Below are 21,855 nucleotides of genomic sequence, written 5' to 3'. Positions count from 1 at the left end.
GACGGCGGAGCGACCCTACCGCCCTGCCACGTACTCGTTCCACCCCCTCGCCCGCAAACTGCAGGCCGGGCACTCGCCGCAGCCATAACCCCATTCGTGCCGCGCGCCGCGTTCGCCGAGATAGCAGGTGTGCGATTGCTCACGGATCAAATCGACCAGCCCCTCGCCGCCGAGATCGTGCGCCAGCTTCCAGGTCGCGGCCTTGTCGATCCACATCAATGGCGTGTGCAGCTCGAAGGGCCTCGCCATGCCGAGCGAGAGCGCGGCCTGCATGGCGCGGATGGTCTCGTCGCGGCAATCGGGATAGCCGGAATAGTCGGTCTCGCACATGCCGCCGACGATGTGGCGGATGCCGCGCCGGTAGGCCAGCGCTGCGGCGAAGGTCAGGAACACGAGGTTGCGGCCCGGCACGAAGGTGTTGGGCAGGCCGTCGGCGCCCATCGCGATCGCGACGTCGCGGGTTAGCGCCGTCTCGGAGACGGCCGCCAGCGTCGGGATCGACAGCGTGTGGCTCTCGCCCAGCTTTGCGGCCCAATCCGCGCGCAGGCCCTTGATGCCGTCGAGCAGGCGGTCGCGGCAGTCAAGCTCGATGGCGTGGCGCTGGCCGTACTCGAACCCCAGCGTCTCCACGCGGACGAAGCGGCTCAAAGCCCAGGCGAGGCAGGTGGTGGAATCCTGGCCGCCGGAGAACAGCACCAGCGCGGTTTCGGAAGAAAATGCGTCGTTCATGGCCCGCGCTTTAGCATTGCGCGACTTGCTCGCCAATCGGTGGAAATCGGCCTGTTCCGCCGCCTTGCGCTGGGATTGGGGGTCCGCTTTTGGCATAAGGCTCTGGACCCCAGGAGACTGCCCGGCAATGGCCCCTTCCCGCGATATCTCCCGCCTGATCGAAATCATGGCGGCACTGCGCACCCCGGTGACCGGCTGCCCTTGGGACCTCGAGCAGGACTTTGCGACGATTGCGCCCTACACGATCGAGGAAGCCTATGAGGTGGTCGACGCCATCACCCGCGGCGATCTCGACGATCTCAGAGAGGAGCTCGGCGATCTCCTGCTTCAGGTGGTGTTCCACGCGCAGATGGCCTCAGAGCAGAACGCGTTCGATTTTGGTGACGTGGTCGAGGCCATCACCCGCAAGATGATCCGCCGCCATCCCCACGTCTTCGCCGACAAGGACGGCAATCTCGCCCCGCACCACGTCAAGGAGGTCTGGGACCGCATCAAGGCCGAGGAAAAGGCCGAACGCGCCGCGCGCCGGCCGCCGGAAGAGACGCCGACGCACAAGTCGCTGCTGTCGGGCGTGAAGGCCGGCCAGCCGGCGTTGACGCGCGCGATGGAGCTGCAGCGCAAGGCCTCCACCGTCGGCTTCGACTGGAACGACCCGCGCGCGGTCCTGCAGAAGATCCGCGAGGAAGCCGACGAGATCGAAGCCGCGCTGGACCGCAACGACCGCGCGGGCCTGGCGGAAGAGACCGGCGACCTGATGTTCGCGCTGGTCAACCTTGCCCGCCATGTCGATGCAGATCCGGAAGCCGCGTTGCGTGCGACCAACGCGAAATTCGAGCGGCGCTTTGCCTATATCGAGCGGGCGCTGGCGGCGCAGGGCCGGACGCTGGAGCAGGCCTCGCTGGCGGAGATGGACGCGCTGTGGAATGCGGCGAAGACCGCCGCTTAGTCGGGTGCGGTGGCGGAGAGATCCGGCAACACCATCCATCGCCGATCGGTCAGCAATGTACCCCGATTGACCGCCCCCAGCGGCTCGCACGGAAAGATGCGTCAAGCCGCCGCCATGAAATTGTCACCGCAGACAGTCTAAAGTTGTATAGTTCTGACGCAGCCACCCCCCTACGGCAGGTGAAGCGCGATGCCATTGAAACATTATTCAGTCCTCAAGGGACGCCCGATTGCGATGCGTTTCGGCACCGGCAGGTCGCCGCACTATCAAGTCCATATCGTCGCCGGCGGTGAAGATTTCCGCATTGCCGTCAACGTGCAGTCGGCCGACGGAAGCGAGGTCGAATTCCTGGTGCGATCTCGTTTCGTCCATCCGATCACCGAACGACTCGCGGCACTCCCGGAGGGGCTGCACCCGCAGGCCCCCCAGCCCAACAGCATCGCGCTGGACTTCATCCGCGGTAATCTGATGCAGCCCCAGGAGATGGTGCCGCTGCCGCTGTCCGTGCCTGGGCCGGACAACGACCTCAACGAGAAGCTCGACCAGTTCGTCCAGCGCGCACTCTCGGACGAAAGCGCGATGGTCTACGCGTTCGGCGAGACATGGGGCCCCGAGACCAAGGCGGACAATTATTTCGGCTTCAGGCCGGGACGCGGCATTCACGACATCCATATGAACCAGGGAAATCCCATCGGAAGGTTCTCGGGCGACAACGGGCCGTGGCAGGACGGCGGGCTCGTGTTCGAATTCCCGGAGCAAAATTTATGGACGGCAGTCCTTCTCAAATTCCAGACGCAGGCCTGGCACACTGACGACGAGACCGGTCATCCGATTGATCTCGGCGGCGGCACGCCGACAGCGCCGCTGGATCCGACGGCCCCTCCGACGGAGGAAATGCCGGATGGGCTCGTGCGGATCATTGCGGCACTCGTCAACGCCGTGAAGACGCCGGAGCGCGAAGTCGTCACACTGCTCAACACGGCCGATCGCGACATCGATCTCACCGGCTGGAAGCTGGCCGACAAGCAGAAGAAGAAGATGACGCTGTCGGGGACGATCGCAGCCGGAGGAACGCTCGCCGTCGTCGTGGAGAAGCCGATGGAATTGTCGAACCAGGGCGGCATTATCTCGCTGCTGGACACGCGTGGTATCAAGGTTCACGGCGTCGCCTATACCAGGGCGCAAGCCAAACATCCGGGCCTGACAATTCCGTTCTGATGTGCTGATCAAGTTCGCAACCGACGAGCGTCAGCACGCCGCCAGGTCAGCTGTCGTTCGTGCCCCGTGCGTAGCGCGCACGAGGGTGTACCGATCCATGCCGCGTGTAATTTCTCGCTGGAACCACGCGATCGATGCCGCGCACCAATGGCATCGCGCCGTTATGTGGCGTGATGCGGCACGGCGTCGAACCTGTTCACCACGATATCCCGCTTGGTCTCGTCCACCCGCACCGTCATATCGAAGCGGCCGTCGTGCAGCTCCTTCGACAGCACCTCGGCATTGCGGTGCAGCCAGCTGATGCCGGCGCCGTCGGCGGCGTCGATGGAGAGATCGAGCGTGGTGCGCTTGGCGGCCAGGCGTTGCTCGATCGCGGCGAGCAGAGCATTGATGCCCTCGCCCGACACGGCTGAGACCAGCATCGCCGGATGATCCTCCGGCCTGCGCGCGGCGATGTTGAGCAGCTCTTCGCGTTGCTCGGGGGCGAAACGGTCGATCTTGTTCCAGACCTCGATGATGCGGCCGGAATCGTCCGGGTTGATGCCGAGCTGGCGCAGCACCGCGTCGACGTCGCTCTGCTGCGCCTCGGCGTCTTCATGCGAGATGTCGCGGACATGCAGGATGACGTCGGCCTCCAGCACCTCCTCCAGCGTGGCGCGGAAGGCGGCGACGAGCTGCGTCGGCAGGTTGGAGATGAAGCCGACGGTGTCCGACAGCATCGCCTTGCCGCCATGCGGCAGGGTGAGCGCCCGCAAGGTGGGATCGAGCGTCGCAAACAGCATGTCGGCCGCCTGCACCTCGGCGCGGGTCAGGCGATTGAACAGCGTCGACTTGCCGGCATTGGTGTAACCGACCAGCGCGACCACGCGATACGGCACGCGTTGGCGGCCGGCGCGATGCAGCCGCCGCGTCGCCTGCACCTTTTTCAGCTCGCTCTCCAGCTTGGAGATGCGCTCCTGGATCAGGCGGCGGTCGGCCTCGATCTGGGTCTCGCCGGGACCGCCCATGAAGCCGAAACCGCCGCGCTGGCGCTCGAGATGGGTCCAGGAGCGCACCAGGCGCGAGCGCTGGTAGTTGAGATGCGCCAGCTCGACCTGCAGCGAGCCTTCCCTGGTCTTGGCGCGGCGGCCGAAGATTTCGAGAATGAGCCCGGTTCGGTCGAGCACCTTGGCGTGCCATTCCTTCTCGAGGTTGCGCTGCTGGATCGGCGACAGTGCGCAATCCATCACCACGAGCTCGACCTCGAGGGTCTTGATCAGCCCGGCGATCTCCTCGACCTTGCCCTTGCCGATATAGGTGGCGGGCCGGATCTGGCTGACCGGGGCGACGATGGCGTCGGCAATGACGAGATCGATCGCGCGCGCGAGGCCGACGGCTTCATCGAGCCGGGCCTCGGTGTCTCGCAAGGCATGAGTCTCCGATTGCGCGTCGGCACTGCCCGCGCGCACGCGCAAGTAGGGGCCGATGACAAGCACCCGCCCCGTCTGCGTAGCCCCTGCCGACCGTGGACGGTCGGCATCCCCGTCGAAATTCCGGGGTTCCAATCAGATCACTCTCAAGCCGGCTGGTCCTCGCCGCCTTCGAACAGCTGAATCGGAGCGCCCGGCATGATGGTCGAGATCGCATGCTTGTAGACGAGCTGCGAATGACCGTCGCGCCGAAGCAGCAAACAGAAATTGTCGAACCAGGTCACGATGCCCTGGAGCTTCACTCCGTTGACCAGAAAGATCGTCAGTGGCGTCTTGGTTTTGCGAACGTGATTAAGGAAGGTGTCCTGTAGGTTTTGTGCGCGGTCTGCCGCCATTGTTTTTTTCTCGCTTTGAGTTTCTTTTTATTGCGCCGGATGCGGCCCTCTTTGTGAAGTTCGGGGCCTCCTCCGGTTGCCGTTCCTCATGAGATCCCCCTCGGAAGGAACAGCGGTTCGATTAGAGGACAGGTCGGGATATTAGGCAAGCCGCTTCAAGCGGCAGGCCCGGCCCTATTGCCCCGAAAAATTACGGAAATCGATGATTTTCTTCGCCTATTGTCGAGATGCCGCCGCGGCATCGCAGCCTTAGCCGACGCCGAGCGCTTTCAACTTCCGGTGCAAGGCCGAACGTTCCATGCCAACGAACTCGGCCGTTCGGGAAATATTTCCTGAGAAACGGCTGATCTGTGCAATCAAATAGTCGCGCTCGAACACTTCGCGTGCCTCGCGCAGCGGCAGGCCCATGATGTGCTCGCCATTGTTGCTGGTCGGCATCGCCGGCACCATCGAGCCGACGTCCTGCGGCAGCATGTCGGCGGTGATGATGACCTCCGGCCCACCGGCGGCCAGAATCATGACTCTTTCAACATTATTGCGGAGCTGACGCACATTGCCGGGCCAGACATGCGATTGCAGCACCGCCATCGCGTCCTGACCGATCTGGCGCCTGGGCAGGCCGCTGCCCGCCGAGATCTGCTCCATGAAATAGTCGATCAATTCCGGAATGTCCTCGCGCCGCTCCGACAGTGCAGGCACGCGGATCGGCACCACCGAGAGCCGGTGGTAGAGATCCTCGCGGAAGCGGCCGGCCGTGATCTCCTCTTCGAGATTGCGGGCGGTCGATGAGATGATGCGCACGTCGACCTGCACCTTGGCGGTACCGCCGACGCGCTGGAACGACTGCTCCACCAGCACGCGCAGGATCTTGTTCTGGGTCTCGCGCGGCATGTCCGCGATCTCGTCGATGAACAGCGTGCCGCCATGCGCTTCTTCGAGCGCGCCAGGCTTGCGCGGCTGCTCGCCATTGGACTGCTCGACGCCGAACAGCTCATGCTCCATCCGCTCGGGTGTGATCGCGGCGGCGTTGATGACGACGAAGGGGCCGTCGGCGCGGCCCGAGGCGGCATGCAGCGTGCGCGCGGTCAGCTCCTTGCCGGCGCCGGCGGGGCCGACGATCAGGATGCGGCTGTTGGCCTTGGCCGCCCGCTCGATGGTCTGGCGCAGCTGGTTCATGCTGGGCGAGCGGCCGACCAGCTGGCTGGCGCTCGGCGCGAGCTGCTTCAGCTCCTTGACCTCGCGCTTGAGCCGCGAGTTCTCCAGCGCTCTGGTCGCGACCAGGATGAGGCGGTCGGCCTTGAACGGCTTCTCGATGAAATCGTAGGCGCCACGCTTGATCGCGGCGACCGCGGTCTCGATGTTGCCGTGGCCGGAGATCATCACGACGGGCAGATCGGCATTGTCCTTCTTGACCTGCTCCAGGAGCTGCAGGCCGTCGAGCTTGGAGCCCTGCAGCCAGATGTCGAGGAATACCAGGTGCGGCCGACGATTGGCGATCTCGGCAAGCGCCGAGTCGCTGTCGCGTGCGGTCCTTGTGACGAATCCCTCGTCTTCGAGAATGCCCGCAACGAGATCCCGAATATCGGCCTCATCATCGACAATCAGAATTTCACTTGCCATGGATCGCGCCTGTCTTGTCAGCTGCCTGTTGAGGCTTCGATTTTGGTTGAATCATTGGTCTTTTCAGCCGGCTCTTTGGTTCCGGCGGCCGGCTCTTTTGTTTCCCGGTTCTCGACGGATTCCGTCACCGTTTGCGTGATGTCGGCTTTGGAGGTCGTCTCGGTCGCGGCGTTGGCCGCCGGCACGTGCTCCGTTTTCGCGGGTTGCCCTGAGACGGCAAAGCGCATGCGCATCCAGGCGCCGCGCTGGCCTGCACGGAAGTCGGAGGCATCCTTCAGCTCGATCCGCCCGCCATGGTCTTCCAGCACGCGGCCGACGATGGCGAGCCCGAGCCCGGTGCCCTTGGCGCGCGTGGTGACGTACGGCTCGAGCAGGCGCGAGCGCGCGACCTTGGGCAGGCCGATGCCGTTGTCGATGACGTCGATCAGCACGTCGTCGCCCTCGCGCGACACCACGACGTCGATACGGCCCTTGCCATCGTCCTTGCCGAGCTCCTCGGGCGGGACCTGCTCGATCGCCTCGGTGGCGTTCTTGACGATGTTGGTGACCGCCTGCGAGATCAGGCGCCGGTCGAACTGGGCGCGCAGCGGATCCTGCTTGAACTCAGCCTCGATGTCGATCTCGGGATGGGCGACCTTCATCAGGAACACCGCCTGGCGCACGGTGTCGGCGACGTCCTCACCCTCCATCACGGGCTTGGGCATCCGCGCAAAGCGCGAGAACTCGTCGACCATGCGCCTGATGTCGTCGACCTGGCGCACAATGGTGTCGGTGCACTGCTCGAAGATCTGCTTGTCCTTGTCCTCGGTGATGGTCTTGCCGAACTTGCGGCGGATGCGCTCGGCCGAGAGCTGGATCGGGGTCAGCGGGTTCTTGATCTCGTGGGCGATGCGGCGCGCGACGTCGCCCCAGGCCGAGGTGCGCTGCGCCGAGACCAGCTCGGTGATGTCGTCGAGCGTGATGATGTAGCTGTCGTGCGGCTGGTTCTTCTCGGCGCTGACGCGGACCGAGAGGTTGCGCTCGGTGCCGTCGCGGGTGATCGTGATCTGGCCCTGCACCAGGCGCTGGGTCCCTTCCCGCGCGGTCTTCATCATCTCGTCCAGCTCGGGCAGCACGTCGGAGAGCGGGTGGCCGAGCGTCTCGGCTTCGGAATGCCCGATCAGCTTCTCGGCGGAGCGGTTGAGGATGCCGACGCTGCCGGACGCGTCGACGCCGATGATGCCGGCGCTCGCCGAAGACAGCACCGCTTCGATGAAGCGGCGGCGGCTGTCGATGAGGTCGCTGGCGCTCACGAGCTCGTCGCGCTGGCTGCGCAACTCCTGCGTCATCTTGTTGAAGGTCTCGCCAAGCTGGGCGAGGTCGCCTTCCGACTGGTGCACGGGCACCTGGACGTGCAGGTCGCCGGTCGAGACCGTGTGGGCCGCATTCATCAGCCGCCGGATCGGCGAGACCAGCGAGTTGGCGAAATTGAGACCGATCAGCACCGAAGCCATCAAGATGGTCAACGCGATCACCGCGAACATCAGCGCGAAGGCGACCTGGATACCGAGCCGGCGCGATTCGATCTGGGCGTATTCGGCGACGCTGACCTCGGTCTGCTTGAGCTGATTGACGACATTCGGATCAAGCGGCCGGGCGACATAGAGGAAGGTGTCGTTGAAGGCACGCAGGCGGATCACCGCGGCGACGAAGCTCGCATCGGGGAGCACCGCGATCTCGGGCTCGGCCTCGTTGACGTTGCTGAGAAAGTCGGGCGCGGGCGGCGAATAAGCGAGCCGCATGCCGGTGTCGGCGGATTCCAGAATGTTGGTGTTCTTGTCGATGATCATCGCGCCCGGCAGGTTGCGGGACGCGGCGCTCGCCGTCAGCATCTCGCGAAACGTGCGGCGGTCCTGGTCATAGAGCGGCCGGGCATGGGCGATGTCGTTGGCCATGCCGAGAATGTCGCCGCGGATCAGCTGCGCATGGTCCTGCATATAGGCCCGCGCGATCGTCAGCGAGTTCTGGATGACCTGCTTGGTCGGCCCGGAGAAAAGCCGGTCGAGGCCGCGCTCGATGGTGACATTGGCGACGACGGCGACCAGCACCGCCGGCAGCACCGCGACGATCGAGAACAGGCTGACGATCTGGACGTGAAGACGCGCCGCCGCCCTGCCCCGCCGCCGCGCCAGGATCAGCTGCCAGAGTTCCCGGACGATGATCCCGACCAGCAGCAGGATCGTGGCGGCATTGATCAGATAGAATGTGCGGACCACCCCGGGCGTCGGCTCGATCGTGCTCAGACCGGTCAGGACCAGGAAGGTCAGGAAGGCCGACAGCAGCGCCAGCGCGACGGCAAAGGGCGCCAGCCAGCGTCGCACCGACCAACGCCGGGGCTCTTCCGCTGGGGCCGTGTTAAAGTGTGCGGCCGAGGTCTCTGCGCTGGTCATTCCGGCAATGGCGGTGCTGAAAACGGGTCCGCGGACGCGCGGATACTGATGTATTCGTACCACATTGTTGCCGAATTGCGACAATTCCGCGGCGCCTTGGCCGCGGCCGCCCCGCGCAATCCACAGGCACATGCCGGAGGGACGGGAACGGATGCCCGCCATTCCGGCTTGATCAGCATGGATAAGATCTGTCTCGCGACGATGGTTTCGGCCGTTCTGCTGCTGATCGTGGCCTCCGACCTCCTGGTCAACGGCCTCGGCCATAAGCAGGACCCGGTGACTCTCGCCAGCGTGATGCCGGCATCTGGGCGGCTGGTCAGATAGATGTGATGCCGCGCGCTGCGGCCAAACAAATTTAAATGGACGACCGGAACATTTGGACCCAGCGCGGACTTCTGCTCACCGCGTCAGCCACAACGGCCAGCGCGATCCGGACAGGCTCAGCTCTGCCTTGGTAGGGGGAGCTGAGCCACCGGCCGCCTCGAAAGATTACCCCCCGCTCCGATACACCTGGATGTCGAGGTCCCGGATCTTCTTCCGCAGTGTGTTGCGGTTGAGGCCGAGCAGGTCCGCGGCGCGGATCTGGTTGCCGCGGGTGGCGGCGAGCGCCGCCGTCAGCAACGGCACCTCGATCTCCTTGAGGATGCGGTGATAGAGGCCCGGCGGCGGCACGCCGTTCGGGAAGCCCTGGAAGTGCGAGGACAGATACGCCTCCACGGCGCCGCCGAGATTGTCGACGCCCTGCTGGACCGCGGCGCCCGGGCTGACCGAGGGCGGTGCGAGCTCGCCATCGATGACGGAGGACGTGATCACGTCCTGCGGATAGAGCGCGGCGAGGCGTCGGGCGAGGTTTTCTAGCTCGCGCACGTTGCCGGGCCAGCGGTGCTGCTTCAGCCGCTCCAGCGCCAGCGTATCCAGTTTCTTCGGCGGCAGTCCGTCCTTCTCGGACAGCGTGAAGAAGTGCCGCACGAGATCCGGCAGGTCCTCGATGCGTTCGCGCAACGGCGGCAGCCGCAGCGGCACGACATTGAGGCGGAAGAACAGGTCTTCCCGGAACAGGCCCTGCTGGATCAGGACGCGCAGATCCTTGTTGGAGGCCGCGACGATGCGCACGTCGGTCTTGATCGGGGTGCGGCCGCCGACGGTGGTGTATTCGCCCTGCTGCAATACGCGCAGCAGGCGGGTCTGCGCCTCCATCGGCATGTCGCCGATCTCATCCAGGAACAGCGTGCCGCCCTCGGCCTGCTCGAAGCGGCCGGAGGCGCGGGTGTTGGCGCCGGTGAAGGCACCGCGCTCGTGGCCGAACAATTCGGACTCGATGAGATCGCGCGGGATCGCCGCCATGTTGACCGCGACGAACGGGCCGTTGCGGCGCTTGCCGTAATCGTGCAGCGCCCGCGCCACCAGCTCCTTGCCGGTGCCGGACTCGCCCGTGATCATCACGGTGAGGTCGGTCTGCATCAGGCGCGCCAGAACGCGGTAGATTTCCTGCATCGCCGGCGAACGGCCGACCAGTGGGATCGCCTCCATCTCGGCGTCCTCGTCCGGCGTCGAGGTTCGCTCCTTCGGCTCGGCGAGCGCGCGGCCGACGATGGCAATCAGCTCCTTGAGGTCGAAGGGCTTCGGCAGATATTCGTAAGCCCCGCGCTCGGAGGCGCGGATCGCCGTCATGAAGGTGTTCTGCGCGCTCATGACGATGACGGGCAGGTTCGGCCGCATCTTCTTGATCCGCGGCAACAGGTCGAAGGCGTTTTCGTCCGGCATCACCACGTCGGTGATGACGAGATCGCCCTCGCCCTGGCTGACCCAGCGCCACAGCGTCGCGGCATTGCCGGTCAGCCGCACTTCGTAACCGGCGCGGGACAGTGCCTGATTGAGAACGGTGCGGATGGCGGTATCGTCATCGGCTACGAGAATGCTACCTGCGGGCATTGTTAATCCTCATTTTGCCCCCTGTGACGCAGGCGACGACTTCCCGGCAGAGCCGTCGCGACTGCTTTGATCGGCGTGTTTCACCGATGTGGAATACATCGGCATCAGCACGCGGAAGGTGGTCTTGCGCGGCTGAGATTCGCATTCGATGATGCCCCCGTGATCGCCGACGATCTTGGCAACCAGCGCCAGGCCGAGACCCGAGCCGGTCTGCTTGGTGGTCACGAAGGGGTCGAACAGGTTGGGCAGAAGATCGTCGGGCACGCCGGGTCCGTTGTCCTTCACGCAGAATTCGAGCGGAAGGGATACCCGGGATTTTTGACCGGGGACTGACAGGCGCACACCGGGACGGAACGCGGTGGTGAGCTGGATCTCGGCGTCGGGCACGTCGATCAACGCTTCGGCGGCGTTCTTCACGAGATTGAGGAACACCTGGATCAGCTGGTCCTGGTTCGCCAGCACGGGCGGCAGCGACGGATCGTAGTCCTCGATGAAGCGGATGTTGCGGGCAAAGCCCGACTGCGCCAGCCGCTTCACGTGATCGAGCACCGAATGGATGTTGACGGGGCCGCGCACCACGGGGCGCTCGTCGCCGAACACCTCCATGCGATCGACCAGCGTCACGATGCGGTCGGCCTCGTCGCAGATCAGCCGCGTCAGCATGCGGTCCTCGGACGAGGCTTGCTGCTCGAGCAGCTGTGCCGCGCCGCGAATGCCCGACAGCGGATTCTTGATTTCGTGCGCGAGCATCGCTGCTAGCGCTATCACCGAGCGCGCTGCGCTGCGGTGGGTGAGCTGCCGATCCATCTTGTCGGCGATGGTGCGCTCCTGCAGCATCACCACGATGTGGCCGGGCCGCTCGGTGAGCGGCGCGACATGCAGGTCGACCTGGCGGTCGCCGCCCATGCGCGGCGTACCGAGATCGACCTTGTATTCGTTGACCGGCGAGTTCGACGAGCGCACCTGGTCGATCAGCGCCAGCAACGGACTTCCGAACGGCACCAGCTCCTTCAACGACTGCCGCTTCAGGAATTGCGTCGAGATCTCGAAGAAGGCTTCGGTGGCGATGTTGGCGGCGACGATCTTGCCGTCCGGCCCGATCATGAGCACGGGGTTGGGCAAGGCATCCAGGATGGCGTCGCTGTCGGACTGAAGCGGCCGACGATGTTCAGCGGCTGAGCTCATGCAGCAGCGCTCCATGCGAAGTCGTCGAAGGCGTCTTGCAGTGAATCGTGAACGAGGCGCGGATCCTCCGAGACCAGGATTTTCTGCCGCCAGGATTTCAGCTTCTCGGCCGGCGCACGGCTCGCCTGCGCGGCGACGTCGAGCGCCCAGCCCAGATGCTTGCGGGCGTGCCTCAGCCCGATGCGCAGACCATAGAGCGCACAAACGCCGTCATAGAGCGTGCGGACATAATGCAGCTGCGTTTCGAGCGAGGGCGCGGCTTCCTCGGCGCCGCCTTTCAGGCGGCGGCCGATCTGGCCCGGCAGCCAGGGCTGGCCCTGCGCGCCGCGGCCGATCATCACGGCGTCGGCGCCCGAGGCGTCCAATGCCGCGAGCGCCTTCTCGTAGGAGGTGATGTCGCCGTTGACGACGAGCGGAATGGAGACGGCCTCGCGCACGGCGCGGATCGCATCCCAATCGGCCTCGCCCTTGTAGAACTGGCAGCGGGTGCGGCCGTGGACGGTGACGAGCTTGACCCCGGCGGCCTCCGCGCGCCGCGCCAGCTCCGGCGCGTTGCGGCTGCGGTCGTCCCAGCCGAGACGCATCTTCAGCGTCACCGGCACCTTCACCGCCGCGATCGTCGCCTCGATCAGGCTGACGGCATGGTCGAGGTCGCGCATCAAGGCCGAGCCGGACTGGCCGCCGGTGACGTGGCGGGCGGGACAGCCCATGTTGATGTCGATGATATCGGCGCCTTCCGCTTCGGCGATCCGGGCGCCTTCGGCCATCCAGTGCGTCTCGCAGCCGGCGAGCTGGACCACGTGCGGGCCGATGCCGGTGGCTTCGCAGCGCAACCGGGACATCCGGTGGCCGTTGGCGAGCTCATCGCTCGCAGTCATTTCGGACACGACGAGACCGGCTCCAAGCTCGGCAGCCAGCCGGCGGACGGGCGAGTCAGTCACACCCGACATCGGTGCCAGGAAGACCGGGGCGGCGACTTCAATATCGCCTATTTTCAACGGCTTAGAGCCTGATACTGCCGAGCCGGTCACGGGGGTCTCGTTGACTGGGCAGGGCCTCATCGCGCCTGCCATGATCTATCTTGCGCACAATTCTTGTGCAGTCAAGCGTCATGCCTACAGTTTAGACAGTTCTGTAGATCTTTCAAGTGCAGTGCAGCAAAATGCTGTTTCCCACAATCCGGGGAAACCCCCTTTTTTTGCGGGCCTGCCGTGCTAGAGGCATGCCGGCAAATCATCCCCTGCTCCTTTATTGGCAACTGAGTATTTGAGTCCTATGGCGAAATCACAGCGCACCGCGGTCGTCCTCGTCGCAGCCGGGCGTGGATTGCGCGCCGGCGCCGGCGGGCCGAAGCAATATCGCGAGATCGGCGGCATGCCTGTGATCCGTCGCGCCATGGAGGCCTTCAGCCGCCACGCTGACGTATTCGCGGTGCAGCCGGTGGTGAACCCCAACGACAATGCCATGTTCACGGCAGCGGTCGCAGGGCTGAGGCACGAGCCGCCGGCCAATGGCGGCGCGACGCGGCAGGCCTCGGTGCTCGCCGGCCTCGAGGCACTGGCCAAGCACAAGCCGGACATCGTGCTGATCCACGACGCCGCGCGGCCCTTCGTTTCGGAAGGCGTAATCTCGCGCGCGATCGAGGCGGCGGGCCGCACCGGTGCTGCGATCCCCGTTGTTCCCGTCACCGACACCATCAAGGTCACGGGCGAGAGCGGCAACGTCGAGGCCACGCCGGACCGCGCTTCCTTGCGAATCGCACAGACGCCGCAATCCTTTCGTTTCGACGTCATCCTCGAGGCGCATCGTCGCGCGGCAAGGGATGGACGCTCGGATTTCACCGACGATGCCGCGATTGCCGAATGGGCGGGATTGACGGTCGCAACCTTTGAAGGCGATGTTGCCAACATGAAGCTCACCACTCCCGAGGATTTCGTGCGCGAGGAAGCGCGCCTGGCCGCCCAGCTTGGCGACATCAGGATCGGCACCGGCTACGACGTGCACGCCTTCGGCGAAGGCGATCATGTCATGATCTGCGGCGTGCGCGTGCCGCACACCAAGGGCTTTTTGGCTCATTCCGACGGCGACGTCGGCCTGCATGCGCTGGTCGACGCCATTCTCGGCGCGCTCGCCGACGGCGACATCGGCTCGCACTTTCCGCCGAGCGATGCGAAATGGAAGGGCGCCTCCTCCGACCAGTTCCTGAAATATGCCATCGAGCGCGTCGCAGCGCGCGGCGGCCGCGTCGCCAATCTCGAGGTGACGCTGATCTGCGAGCGGCCGAAGATCGGTCCATTGCGCGACACCATGCGCGCGCGCATCGCCGAGATCTCCGGCGTCGAGATCTCGCGCGTCGCGGTAAAGGCGACCACCAGCGAGCGGCTCGGCTTCACCGGCCGTGAGGAAGGCATCGCGGCCACCGCGAGCGCCACCATCCGCCTGCCCTGGGGCGTGTAAGGCCATGGGCGGCAGCGACGCACGCGCCCTCTCCCGCTCGCTGCTCGATCTGTGTCGGATGCGCAAGCTGACGATCGCGACCGCCGAATCCTGCACCGGCGGTCTCGTTGCGGGCGCGCTGACCGACATCCCCGGCTCGTCCGATGTCATCGACCGCGGCTTCGTCACCTATTCCAACGAGGCCAAGCGCGCGATGCTTGGCGTCGAGGCGAGCACGCTTGCGAATTTCGGTGCGGTGAGCAAGGAGACCGCGACCGCGATGGCGATCGGTGCGCTGGAGCGCGCCGATGTCGATCTCGCCGTCGCCATCACCGGCATCGCCGGCCCGGGCGGCGCCACGCCCGGCAAGCCGGTCGGTCTCGTGCACTTCGCCGCCGCCGCGCGCGACGGCCGCATCATCCACCGCGAGCACCGCTTCGGCGCCATCGGCCGCAGCGCGGTGCGCGCCCGCTCGGTCGTCGAGGCGCTGCGCATGCTGATGGATCTGGCCCGCGGCCCGCAAGTCGCGGCCAAGCCGCAACGTGCCGCGGCAAGCCGCCTCCGCCCCCGCGTGACCCGCTCGCCGCGCCGGCATGTGGTGAAGCGCCGGCCGCCACGTTCGCCGCGGGGATGAAACGCCTCAGGCCGCCGCCGCAAGCAACGCGCTCGCGTGATCGAGCACGCACTGCTTGACCGCGTCGGCTTCAGACGGCTTCGCCTTTGCGCTAACCGTCAATTCCAGGATCGGTGCCGCGGGATTGGCGACATCGAGGACCTTGGTGACGGAGACGGCAGGCGCAGCCTGCTCGTCCATGCGGGAGTCGTTGCGCAATTCCTTCAGGATGCGATCGGCCAGCGTATTGGCCGCGCCGGCGGGGACCGGAAACGTCACCTTGACCTCGCCCGTGCCGGGATAGGCGCTATGGTTGATGATGGCCGCGCCCCAGACCTGTCCATTCGGCAACAGGATCTGCGTGTTGTCGGGCGCGACCAGCTCGGTCATGAACAGCGACAACGACCTCACCTTGCCGGCCTTGCCGGCGACCTCGACGTCGTCGCCGATGTGAAAGGGCCGGAACAAGAGCAGCATCACGCCGGCGGCGAGATTGGACAACGTGCCCTGCAAGGCGAGACCAATGGCGAGCGAGGTCGCGCCCAGCACGGCGACCAGGCTCGCCGTCTGGATGCCGAAGAGCTGCAGCACGGCGATGCCGACGACCGCGAGGACGCCATAGCGCGCAAGGCTGCCCACGAACAGCGTCACCAGCGGGTCGACGCGGTGCGTGACGCTGAGGACTCGCGTGACGAAACGCTGCATCGCGCCGGACAGATACCAGCCGACCGCGAGCAACAGGATCGCGTAGATCGCGTTCAGCCCGTACAGGACGAGCGACGCTTTCAGCGTGTCGAAATTGATGGTCATGGCGGCTCCAACCCGGACTGTCGGTTGAGAACGCGCCGCAATGCGAAATGATCCCCGCGACGGCTGAGGCGGAACACGGGAGGAAACTCTTGGTATGGTGGATTGCGCCTTCGGCTATCCACCTTACGAGATCTTGCGTTGCCCGACGGGCAAAACACACAAACGGCCGGTCAACCACCCGCAACGAAAATATTCGCCTTTACAGAATTTCGGCTTTGTCGCATTCTCGTCGCACCTCATCCCTTGTCAGAGGGGCGTATCGCGATCGTCACGAACGCGGGGTGAGCTGCGGTGGACGCATGTCACATCGGCGCGAAGGGTTCGCAGGGCGGGCAACCGTGAGCGAAAACCGTCGCGCACACGACCGGTGTGATTTGCGTACGGCAAAACCGTGTCGTCCTGGCGCCCGGGGTCTGTGCGCCAAGTCTTGCGGTGATGTGGCGGTCCAACCGGACGCGCGCGTCAGCTATCGGCAAGGCGACGGGGGCAATAGTGCATCGCTCCCCGGGGAGAGCTCGGCATAAGCCGTCAAACCACTGCGCAGGGAAGGCCGGTTGTTGGGCTTCACCTGTATGCCGCTGTGCAGCCTCTTGTAGCGCAACCTTCGCACAGTGGACCGTGGGTGCCCGGCCGGCACCCGGTCTTCCCTGCGCCTTCTGACATTTAAGGGCGTCATGACAACGCAAAGCTCGGGCAGGAACTGTCGCGAGGCTGCAGCGTTATGCTCCGTTTTCAGAAAGCACGCAAATTCGTCGATACCGATCGGAACGCCCATGCGAACGGCGCGACCAAACCTCATCGCTGGTGTCCGATCTTGCACGGGAAAATATTGGCGCAATAATGCCGACTTAGGCTGTGCTCCGGAATCAACCGGACCAGCATCGTGGAGGGCGACGCAATTGTTCGCTCGCGTCGCGGCCTCGGCCGCCGTGATCATCACTTTGGCCGCCATTGATGGTGCGTCCGCGCAAATGGCCAACCAGCCGCCGGACACGATGGCAGCGCGGGTGGAGGCGTGCACGCCCTGCCATGGCAACAAGGGCGAAGGCACCAGCGACGTCTATTTCCCGCGCCTCGCGGGCAAGCCGGCCGGCTATCTCTACAACCAGCTTCTCGCCTTCCGCAGCGGCCGGCGCAAATATCCGCCGATGAACTATCTCCTGGAGTTTCTGCCTGATCCGTATCTTCAGGCAATGGCGGAGTATTTTGCCAACGAGCATCCGCCATTGCCGCAGCCGACGCCGAGCGAGGTCAGCAAGGACGTCCTCGCACAGGGCGAACAGCTCGCCACCAGCGGCGATGCCAATCGCAACATTCCGGCATGCGTGAGCTGCCACGGCCCCGACCTGACCGGCATGCAGCCAGGCATCCCCGGCCTGTTGGGCTTGCGCGCCGCCTATATCAGCGCACAGCTCGGCGCCTGGCGTTACGGCACCCGTACGGCCAAGTCGCCGGACTGCATGCAGCTCGTCGCCGGTCATCTCACCGAGGCCGACGTGACGGCCGTGGCCGCCTGGCTCGCGACGCGGCCTGCGCCCGCCAACCCGGCCCCCCTCCCGAGAGGCACCTACGCCCTGCCCTTCGGCTGCGGCAGCCAGCCCAACTGACGAGGCGGATGATGGTCTCGAAACTGTCGATCACGCTCTTTGCCATCGTCGCGCTCACGACAATTGCGCACGCGCAAGACAAGAGCAGCGATGTCGTCGCGCGCGGCGAATATCTCGCCCGCGCCGGCGATTGCACGGCGTGCCACACTGCACCCGAGGGACGCCTGTTCGCCGGCGGCCGGCCTATGCCGACCCCGTTCGGCACGCTTTACACCTCCAACATCACGCCGGATCCCGACACGGGGATCGGCAAATGGAGCGCCGACGATTTCTACAAGACCATGCACAGCGGCCGCTTCCCGGACGGCGGGCTGATCTATCCAGCGATGCCGTTCGCCTCCTACACCAAGGTCACGCGCGCCGACAGCGACGCGATCTACGCCTATCTGCGCTCGATTCAGCCTGTGAACCAGAAGAACAAGCCGCACGAGCTGCGCTTCCCCTACGATAATCGCCAGCTCATCCTCGGCTGGCGCACGTTGTTCTTCACCGAGGGCGAGTTCAAGCCGGATCCGAAGAAATCGGCGGAATGGAATCGCGGCGCCTATCTCGTCGAGGGCCTCGGCCATTGCGGCATGTGCCATTCGCCGATCAACGCGCTCGGCGGCACCTCGCAATCGGACGCCTTCAAGGGCGGCCTGATCCCGATGCAAAACTGGTACGCGCCGTCCCTCACCTCAAATCGCGAAGCGGGGCTCGGCGACTGGAGCATCAAGGACATCACCGACCTGCTCCAGACCGGCGTCTCCATGCGCGGCGTCGTTTACGGCCCGATGGCCGAGGTCGTGCACAACAGCCTGCAATATCTCAGCGACGAGGACACGCGCGCCATGGCGGTGTACCTCAAGAGCATTGCGGAGCCCTCGCCGTCGCCGCCGGCAAGCTCGACGCTGCCGACCAGCGAGAGCAGCCTCTTGATCAGCCTCGGCAAGACCGTTTACGACAAGCACTGCGCGAGCTGTCACGGCGCTCAGGGCGAAGGCAAGCCGCCGCACTGGCCGCCGCTCGCCAACAACCAGTCGATCGAGATGCAGTCGGCGGTCAATCCGATCCGCATGGTGCTCAATGGCGGCTATCCGCCGGGCACCAAGGGCAACCCGATGCCCTACGGCATGCCGCCGTTCGCGGGGCTTCTGTCCGATAACGAGATCGCTGCCGTCGTCTCCTACATCCGTACCGCCTGGGGCAATCGCGGCACGCCGGTCTCGGCGCGCGAGGCCAACGAGCTGCGCTCCGCTCCGCTGAACTGAGACCCAGAGATCCGTCATGATCAATTCCGACCCGCCGACCAGCCCAGCCGCCGCCGACCAGGCGGTCGACGAGGTCGTCGCCCAAGGCCCGTCCGGGGCGATCGTGCTTGCCGGCATCGCCACGGCCTGCGTCGTCGCAATGTGGTTTGCCTTCTACCTGTTCGTCTTCCTGCCGCGCGGACCGCTGCAATGAGCGCCCAGGACACTCACGCCAGCGCCAGCGCCGAGGTCGCGGCCCGCGTCGAGCGGCGCTGGGCGACCATTGCCGTGATCATCATCGTGATGATGGCGCTGCTCGCGGCATTCGCCGGTATCCATCGCGCGACCATGCCGCAGCCGCGCGTCGAAACGACCGATCCATCCCGGCTGCATCTCTCAGGCGAATTCGTCGAGAGCAATCTCGGCAGCGTGCTCGAGGCGAACGGCAATGTGACCGTGCGCGCGATCGGCCAGCAATATTCCTTCACACCGGCCTGCATCCTGGTGCCTGCGGACACGCCGATCACCTTGCGCGCCACCAGCGCCGACGTCGTGCACGGCATCCTGATCCAGGGCACCAACGTCAACGCCATGCTGGTCCCGGGCTACATCTCCGAACAGCTCATGCGTTTCACGAAGACCGGCGATTATCTGATGCCCTGCCAGGAGTTTTGCAGCTTCGGCCACGAAGGCATGTGGGGCAAGGTCAAGGTGATCGACAAGGCCGAATTCGCCGGTCGTGCGAAGGGTGGCGGGAGGCTGAGCTGTGTTGGCCAATAGGAAGCTCATCCTCGCTCATTTCTGGCTCGCTTTTGCCGTGTTCGGCATCGCGCTCGCGCTCGGCGCCTGGCAGATGTTCATCCGCAGCCCGATCGGCACCTGGCTGTCCAATCCCGAACTGTACTACCGCTCGCTGACCGCGCATGGCACGGTGATGGGCTACGTTTTCCCGACGCTGGTCGCGATGGGTTTTGGCTATGCCATAGCTGAGTCCGCGCTGGAGCAGCGCCTGGTCGGGGTGCGCTGGGCCTGGACCGGGTTCTGGCTGATCGTCGCCGGCAGCATCATGGCGGTGATCCCGATCGCGCTCGGCCGCGCTTCGGTGCTCTACACCTTCTATCCGCCGCTGATCGGCAACGTCTTCTACTATCTCGGCGTCGTGCTGGTCGTGGTCGGCTCGTGGGTCTGGGTCGCGCTGATGTCGATCAATTTGCGCGTCTGGCGCAAGGCCCATCCCGGCGCGCCGGTGCCGCTCGCCATGTTCGCCAATGTCGCAGGCTCCTATTTATGGGCCTGGACCGCAGTCGGCGCCGCGCTCGAGCTGCTGCTCCAGATCATTCCGGTCGCGGCGGGCCTGAAGAGCACAATCGATGCCGGCCTTGCCCGCGTGTTCTTCTCCTGGACGCTGCACGCCATCGTCTATTTCTGGCTGATGCCGACCTACATTGCCTATTACACCATCGTGCCGCGCGCGATCGGCGGGCGCGTCTATTCCGACACCATGGCTCGCATCTCCTTCATCCTGTTCCTGGTGGTCGCGATGCCGATCGGCATGCACCATACCTTTGCCGATCCGCAGGTCGGCGCCGGCTTCAAGTTCATCCATTCGGCCTTCACCGCGCTGGTCGCGCTGCCGACGCTGCTGACCGTGTTCACGATCTGCGCCTCGGTCGAGATCGCTGCGCGGCTGCGCGGCGGGCGCGGCCTGTTCGGCTGGATCAGGGCCCTGCCCTGGGACAATCCGATGATGCTGGCGCTGGCCTTCTCGTTCGTCATGCTCGGCTTCGGCGGAGCCGGCGGCCTGATCAACATGAGCTATCAGCTCGATGCGTCCATCCACAACACGCAGTGGATCACCGGACATTTCCACCTGATCTTCGGCGGCGCCATCGTGATCATGTATTTCGCGATCGCCTATGATCTGTGGCCGCATCTGACCGGCCGCGAGCTGATCGATCTCCGCCTGATCCGGACCCAGCTCTGGCTCTGGTTCGTCGGCATGATGGTCACCACCTTCCCGTGGCACTGGGTCGGCATTCTGGGCATGCCGCGCCGCATGGCCTATTTCGACTTCGCCGATCCAGCGATCTCGCCGCAGGCGCTGTCCGTGACCCTTTCGGCCATCGGCGGCTTCATCCTGTTGACCTCGGGTATTCTGTTCCTGGTCATTCTTGCGCGCGGCATGCGCGCGCCGCAGGCTGACGCCGGGCCCTATCGGTTTGCGCTGGCCGTGCACCAGCCGGCGACCGTGCCGGTCGCGCTCAACACCTACGCCCTGTGGGTCGGGCTGATGATCGCGCTCACCCTCACCAATTACGGCTACCCGATCCTGACGCTGGCGCTGAACGAAGGCACCTCGGTGCCGGCCGTCTATGTGGGAGCGCAGTGATGAGTGCGCGCGACCTCTTCAGCTTCCGTAACCCGCATTTTACGACGGCTGTCGGCATCACCGCCGCGATCCTCATCGTGACCGCGATCGGCGGCTTCATCGTGCTGCCGTTCGCGCAGCCCTGGGTCCAGTTCGCCAATGTCTGGGATGCGATCTGTAGCGCCGCCGGCCTGCCACAGCGCGCGGCAACCGTCACGGCGCCCGAGCAGACCAAGCGTCTGTCCGACGTCGTGCTCACCTCGAATACGCTCTCACGGCCGAGCCAGGAGGCGATCGGCCGCGGCGCGACGCTGGCACAGCGTTGCGCCATCTGTCACGGCCCGACCGGCATCAGTCGCGCGGACTCCCCCAACCTTGCGGGCCAGTATGCCGCGGTCATCTACAAGCAGCTGCACGACTTCCGCTCGGGCGCGCGCACCAATGCCGTGATGTCGCCGTTTGCGGTCAATCTGACCGACCAGGAGATCGCCGATCTCTCTCACTATTATGCCTATCTGCCGCGGCTGCCGGCCTATCATCCGACGCCGCAACTGCCGAAGCCCAACATCGTCATCTATGGCGCGCCGATGCGCGGGATCGCGCCTTGCGGCTCCTGCCATGGCAGCCTCGACAACAAGACCGGTAGCCCATGGCTCGAAGGACAATCGGAGACGTACATGAAGGCGCAGCTCCAGGCCTTCGCATCAGGCGAGCGCCGCAACGACATCAGTCAGCAGATGCGCAACATCGCGCGCGCGATGACGCCGCAGGATATCGAGCAGGCGGCGGCGTATTACGCCTCGCAGCCGCCGGATGTGGTGAAGGCGGTGGATTGAGCCTCACCGTCGTTGCGAGCGAAGCGAAGCAATCCAGAATCTTTCCGCGGAGGGATTCTGGATTGCTTCGTCGCAAGGGCTCCTCGCAATGAC

The 21,855-nt window shown here is 65.3% G+C and carries 20 protein-coding genes; 11 read left to right on the top strand and 9 right to left on the bottom strand.

All coding sequences use genetic code 11. The features are described from left to right. Positions 1-15 precede the first annotated feature (15 nt). The gene (gene queC / locus DCG74_RS24200) at positions 16-729 is read right to left on the bottom strand and encodes a 7-cyano-7-deazaguanine synthase QueC (RefSeq protein ID WP_172788958.1); all 714 of its coding nucleotides are present in this window, start codon (positions 727-729) and stop codon (positions 16-18) included. Between the two features lie 127 nt (positions 730-856). On the opposite strand from queC, the gene mazG reads away from it, so the two are divergent. Continuing rightward, positions 857-1,675 carry a nucleoside triphosphate pyrophosphohydrolase gene (gene mazG / locus DCG74_RS24195; RefSeq protein ID WP_172788959.1) on the top strand — a complete coding sequence of 273 codons (819 nt, stop codon included), beginning with the start codon at positions 857-859 and terminating at the stop codon, positions 1,673-1,675. 189 nt (positions 1,676-1,864) lie between these two features. Next, entirely contained in the window at positions 1,865-2,893 is a 1,029-nt protein-coding gene (locus DCG74_RS24190) for a DUF2278 family protein (RefSeq protein ID WP_172788960.1), read from the top strand. 161 nt (positions 2,894-3,054) lie between these two features. On the opposite strand, the gene hflX is transcribed toward DCG74_RS24190, so the two are convergent. From hflX to DCG74_RS24170, 4 genes are all read right to left on the bottom strand, one after another. Next, positions 3,055-4,437 carry a GTPase HflX gene (hflX, locus tag DCG74_RS24185; RefSeq protein ID WP_172788961.1) on the bottom strand — a complete coding sequence of 461 codons (1,383 nt, stop codon included), beginning with the start codon at positions 4,435-4,437 and terminating at the stop codon, positions 3,055-3,057. A gap of 11 nt (positions 4,438-4,448) precedes the next feature. Continuing rightward, positions 4,449-4,697 (bottom strand): RNA chaperone Hfq, encoded by a 249-nt coding sequence (gene hfq, locus DCG74_RS24180; RefSeq protein WP_007591126.1) that lies wholly within the window; start codon positions 4,695-4,697, stop codon positions 4,449-4,451. 249 nt (positions 4,698-4,946) lie between these two features. Then, entirely contained in the window at positions 4,947-6,317 is a 1,371-nt protein-coding gene (locus tag DCG74_RS24175) for a sigma-54 dependent transcriptional regulator (protein ID WP_172788962.1), read from the bottom strand. 17 nt (positions 6,318-6,334) lie between these two features. Further along, positions 6,335-8,746, bottom strand: coding sequence for a PAS domain-containing sensor histidine kinase (locus DCG74_RS24170; protein ID WP_172788963.1), 2,412 nt, complete (start codon positions 8,744-8,746; stop codon positions 6,335-6,337). Positions 8,747-8,923: 177 nt separating this feature from the next. On the opposite strand from DCG74_RS24170, the gene DCG74_RS24165 reads away from it, so the two are divergent. Continuing rightward, on the top strand, positions 8,924-9,070 hold the full coding sequence (locus DCG74_RS24165) for a hypothetical protein (RefSeq protein WP_172788964.1): 147 nt from the start codon (positions 8,924-8,926) through the stop codon (positions 9,068-9,070). A 165-nt stretch (positions 9,071-9,235) separates the two neighbouring features. Here the strand turns inward: DCG74_RS24165 and ntrC are convergent, their stop codons facing one another. Genes ntrC through dusB form a run of 3 tightly spaced genes read right to left on the bottom strand, consistent with a single transcriptional unit; the run spans position 9,236 to position 12,861 of the window. Next, the gene (gene ntrC / locus DCG74_RS24160; protein ID WP_172788965.1) at positions 9,236-10,678 is read right to left on the bottom strand and encodes a nitrogen regulation protein NR(I); all 1,443 of its coding nucleotides are present in this window, start codon (positions 10,676-10,678) and stop codon (positions 9,236-9,238) included. A gap of 9 nt (positions 10,679-10,687) precedes the next feature. Continuing rightward, entirely contained in the window at positions 10,688-11,863 is a 1,176-nt protein-coding gene (locus DCG74_RS24155) for a nitrogen regulation protein NR(II) (RefSeq protein WP_172788966.1), read from the bottom strand. Next, positions 11,860-12,861: a tRNA dihydrouridine synthase DusB gene (gene dusB / locus DCG74_RS24150; RefSeq protein WP_172788973.1), complete on the bottom strand. Its 1,002-nt coding sequence runs from the start codon at positions 12,859-12,861 to the stop codon at positions 11,860-11,862. The genes DCG74_RS24155 and dusB overlap by 4 nt, the downstream gene beginning before the upstream one ends. A 277-nt stretch (positions 12,862-13,138) precedes the next feature. Here dusB and DCG74_RS24145 point away from each other — a divergent pair, with 277 nt between their 5' ends. Beyond that, entirely contained in the window at positions 13,139-14,320 is a 1,182-nt protein-coding gene (locus DCG74_RS24145; RefSeq protein WP_172788967.1) for a bifunctional 2-C-methyl-D-erythritol 4-phosphate cytidylyltransferase/2-C-methyl-D-erythritol 2,4-cyclodiphosphate synthase, read from the top strand. Between the two features lie 4 nt (positions 14,321-14,324). Continuing rightward, entirely contained in the window at positions 14,325-14,933 is a 609-nt protein-coding gene (locus tag DCG74_RS24140) for a CinA family protein (protein ID WP_157284384.1), read from the top strand. A gap of 6 nt (positions 14,934-14,939) precedes the next feature. On the opposite strand, the gene DCG74_RS24135 is transcribed toward DCG74_RS24140, so the two are convergent. Beyond that, entirely contained in the window at positions 14,940-15,722 is a 783-nt protein-coding gene (locus DCG74_RS24135; protein ID WP_172788968.1) for a mechanosensitive ion channel family protein, read from the bottom strand. A gap of 899 nt (positions 15,723-16,621) precedes the next feature. Here DCG74_RS24135 and DCG74_RS24130 point away from each other — a divergent pair. From DCG74_RS24130 to DCG74_RS24105, 6 genes are read left to right on the top strand one after another with little or no spacing between them, the layout of a single operon-like run. Further along, the gene (locus tag DCG74_RS24130; protein ID WP_175421764.1) at positions 16,622-17,329 is read left to right on the top strand and encodes a c-type cytochrome; all 708 of its coding nucleotides are present in this window, start codon (positions 16,622-16,624) and stop codon (positions 17,327-17,329) included. A gap of 8 nt (positions 17,330-17,337) precedes the next feature. Further along, the gene (locus tag DCG74_RS24125; protein ID WP_172789074.1) at positions 17,338-18,579 is read left to right on the top strand and encodes a cytochrome c; all 1,242 of its coding nucleotides are present in this window, start codon (positions 17,338-17,340) and stop codon (positions 18,577-18,579) included. Positions 18,580-18,595: 16 nt separating this feature from the next. Then, entirely contained in the window at positions 18,596-18,772 is a 177-nt protein-coding gene (locus DCG74_RS24120; RefSeq protein WP_172789075.1) for a hypothetical protein, read from the top strand. Further along, positions 18,769-19,338, top strand: coding sequence for a cytochrome C oxidase subunit II (locus tag DCG74_RS24115; RefSeq protein WP_172789076.1), 570 nt, complete (start codon positions 18,769-18,771; stop codon positions 19,336-19,338). The genes DCG74_RS24120 and DCG74_RS24115 overlap by 4 nt, the downstream gene beginning before the upstream one ends. Then, positions 19,325-20,947, top strand: coding sequence for a b(o/a)3-type cytochrome-c oxidase subunit 1 (locus DCG74_RS24110; protein ID WP_172789077.1), 1,623 nt, complete (start codon positions 19,325-19,327; stop codon positions 20,945-20,947). Before DCG74_RS24115 ends, DCG74_RS24110 begins: the two co-directional genes overlap by 14 nt. Then, on the top strand, positions 20,947-21,762 hold the full coding sequence (locus tag DCG74_RS24105; protein ID WP_172789078.1) for a cytochrome c: 816 nt from the start codon (positions 20,947-20,949) through the stop codon (positions 21,760-21,762). Before DCG74_RS24110 ends, DCG74_RS24105 begins: the two co-directional genes overlap by 1 nt. Positions 21,763-21,855: the final 93 nt, after the last annotated feature.

Origin of the sequence: Bradyrhizobium sp. WBAH42, from assembly GCF_024585265.1 — a bacterium.
Taxonomy (GTDB): Bacteria; Pseudomonadota; Alphaproteobacteria; order Rhizobiales; family Xanthobacteraceae; genus Bradyrhizobium.
Note: the sequence above shows the minus strand (reverse complement) of the source record. Positions and strands in the feature narration are given on the sequence as shown.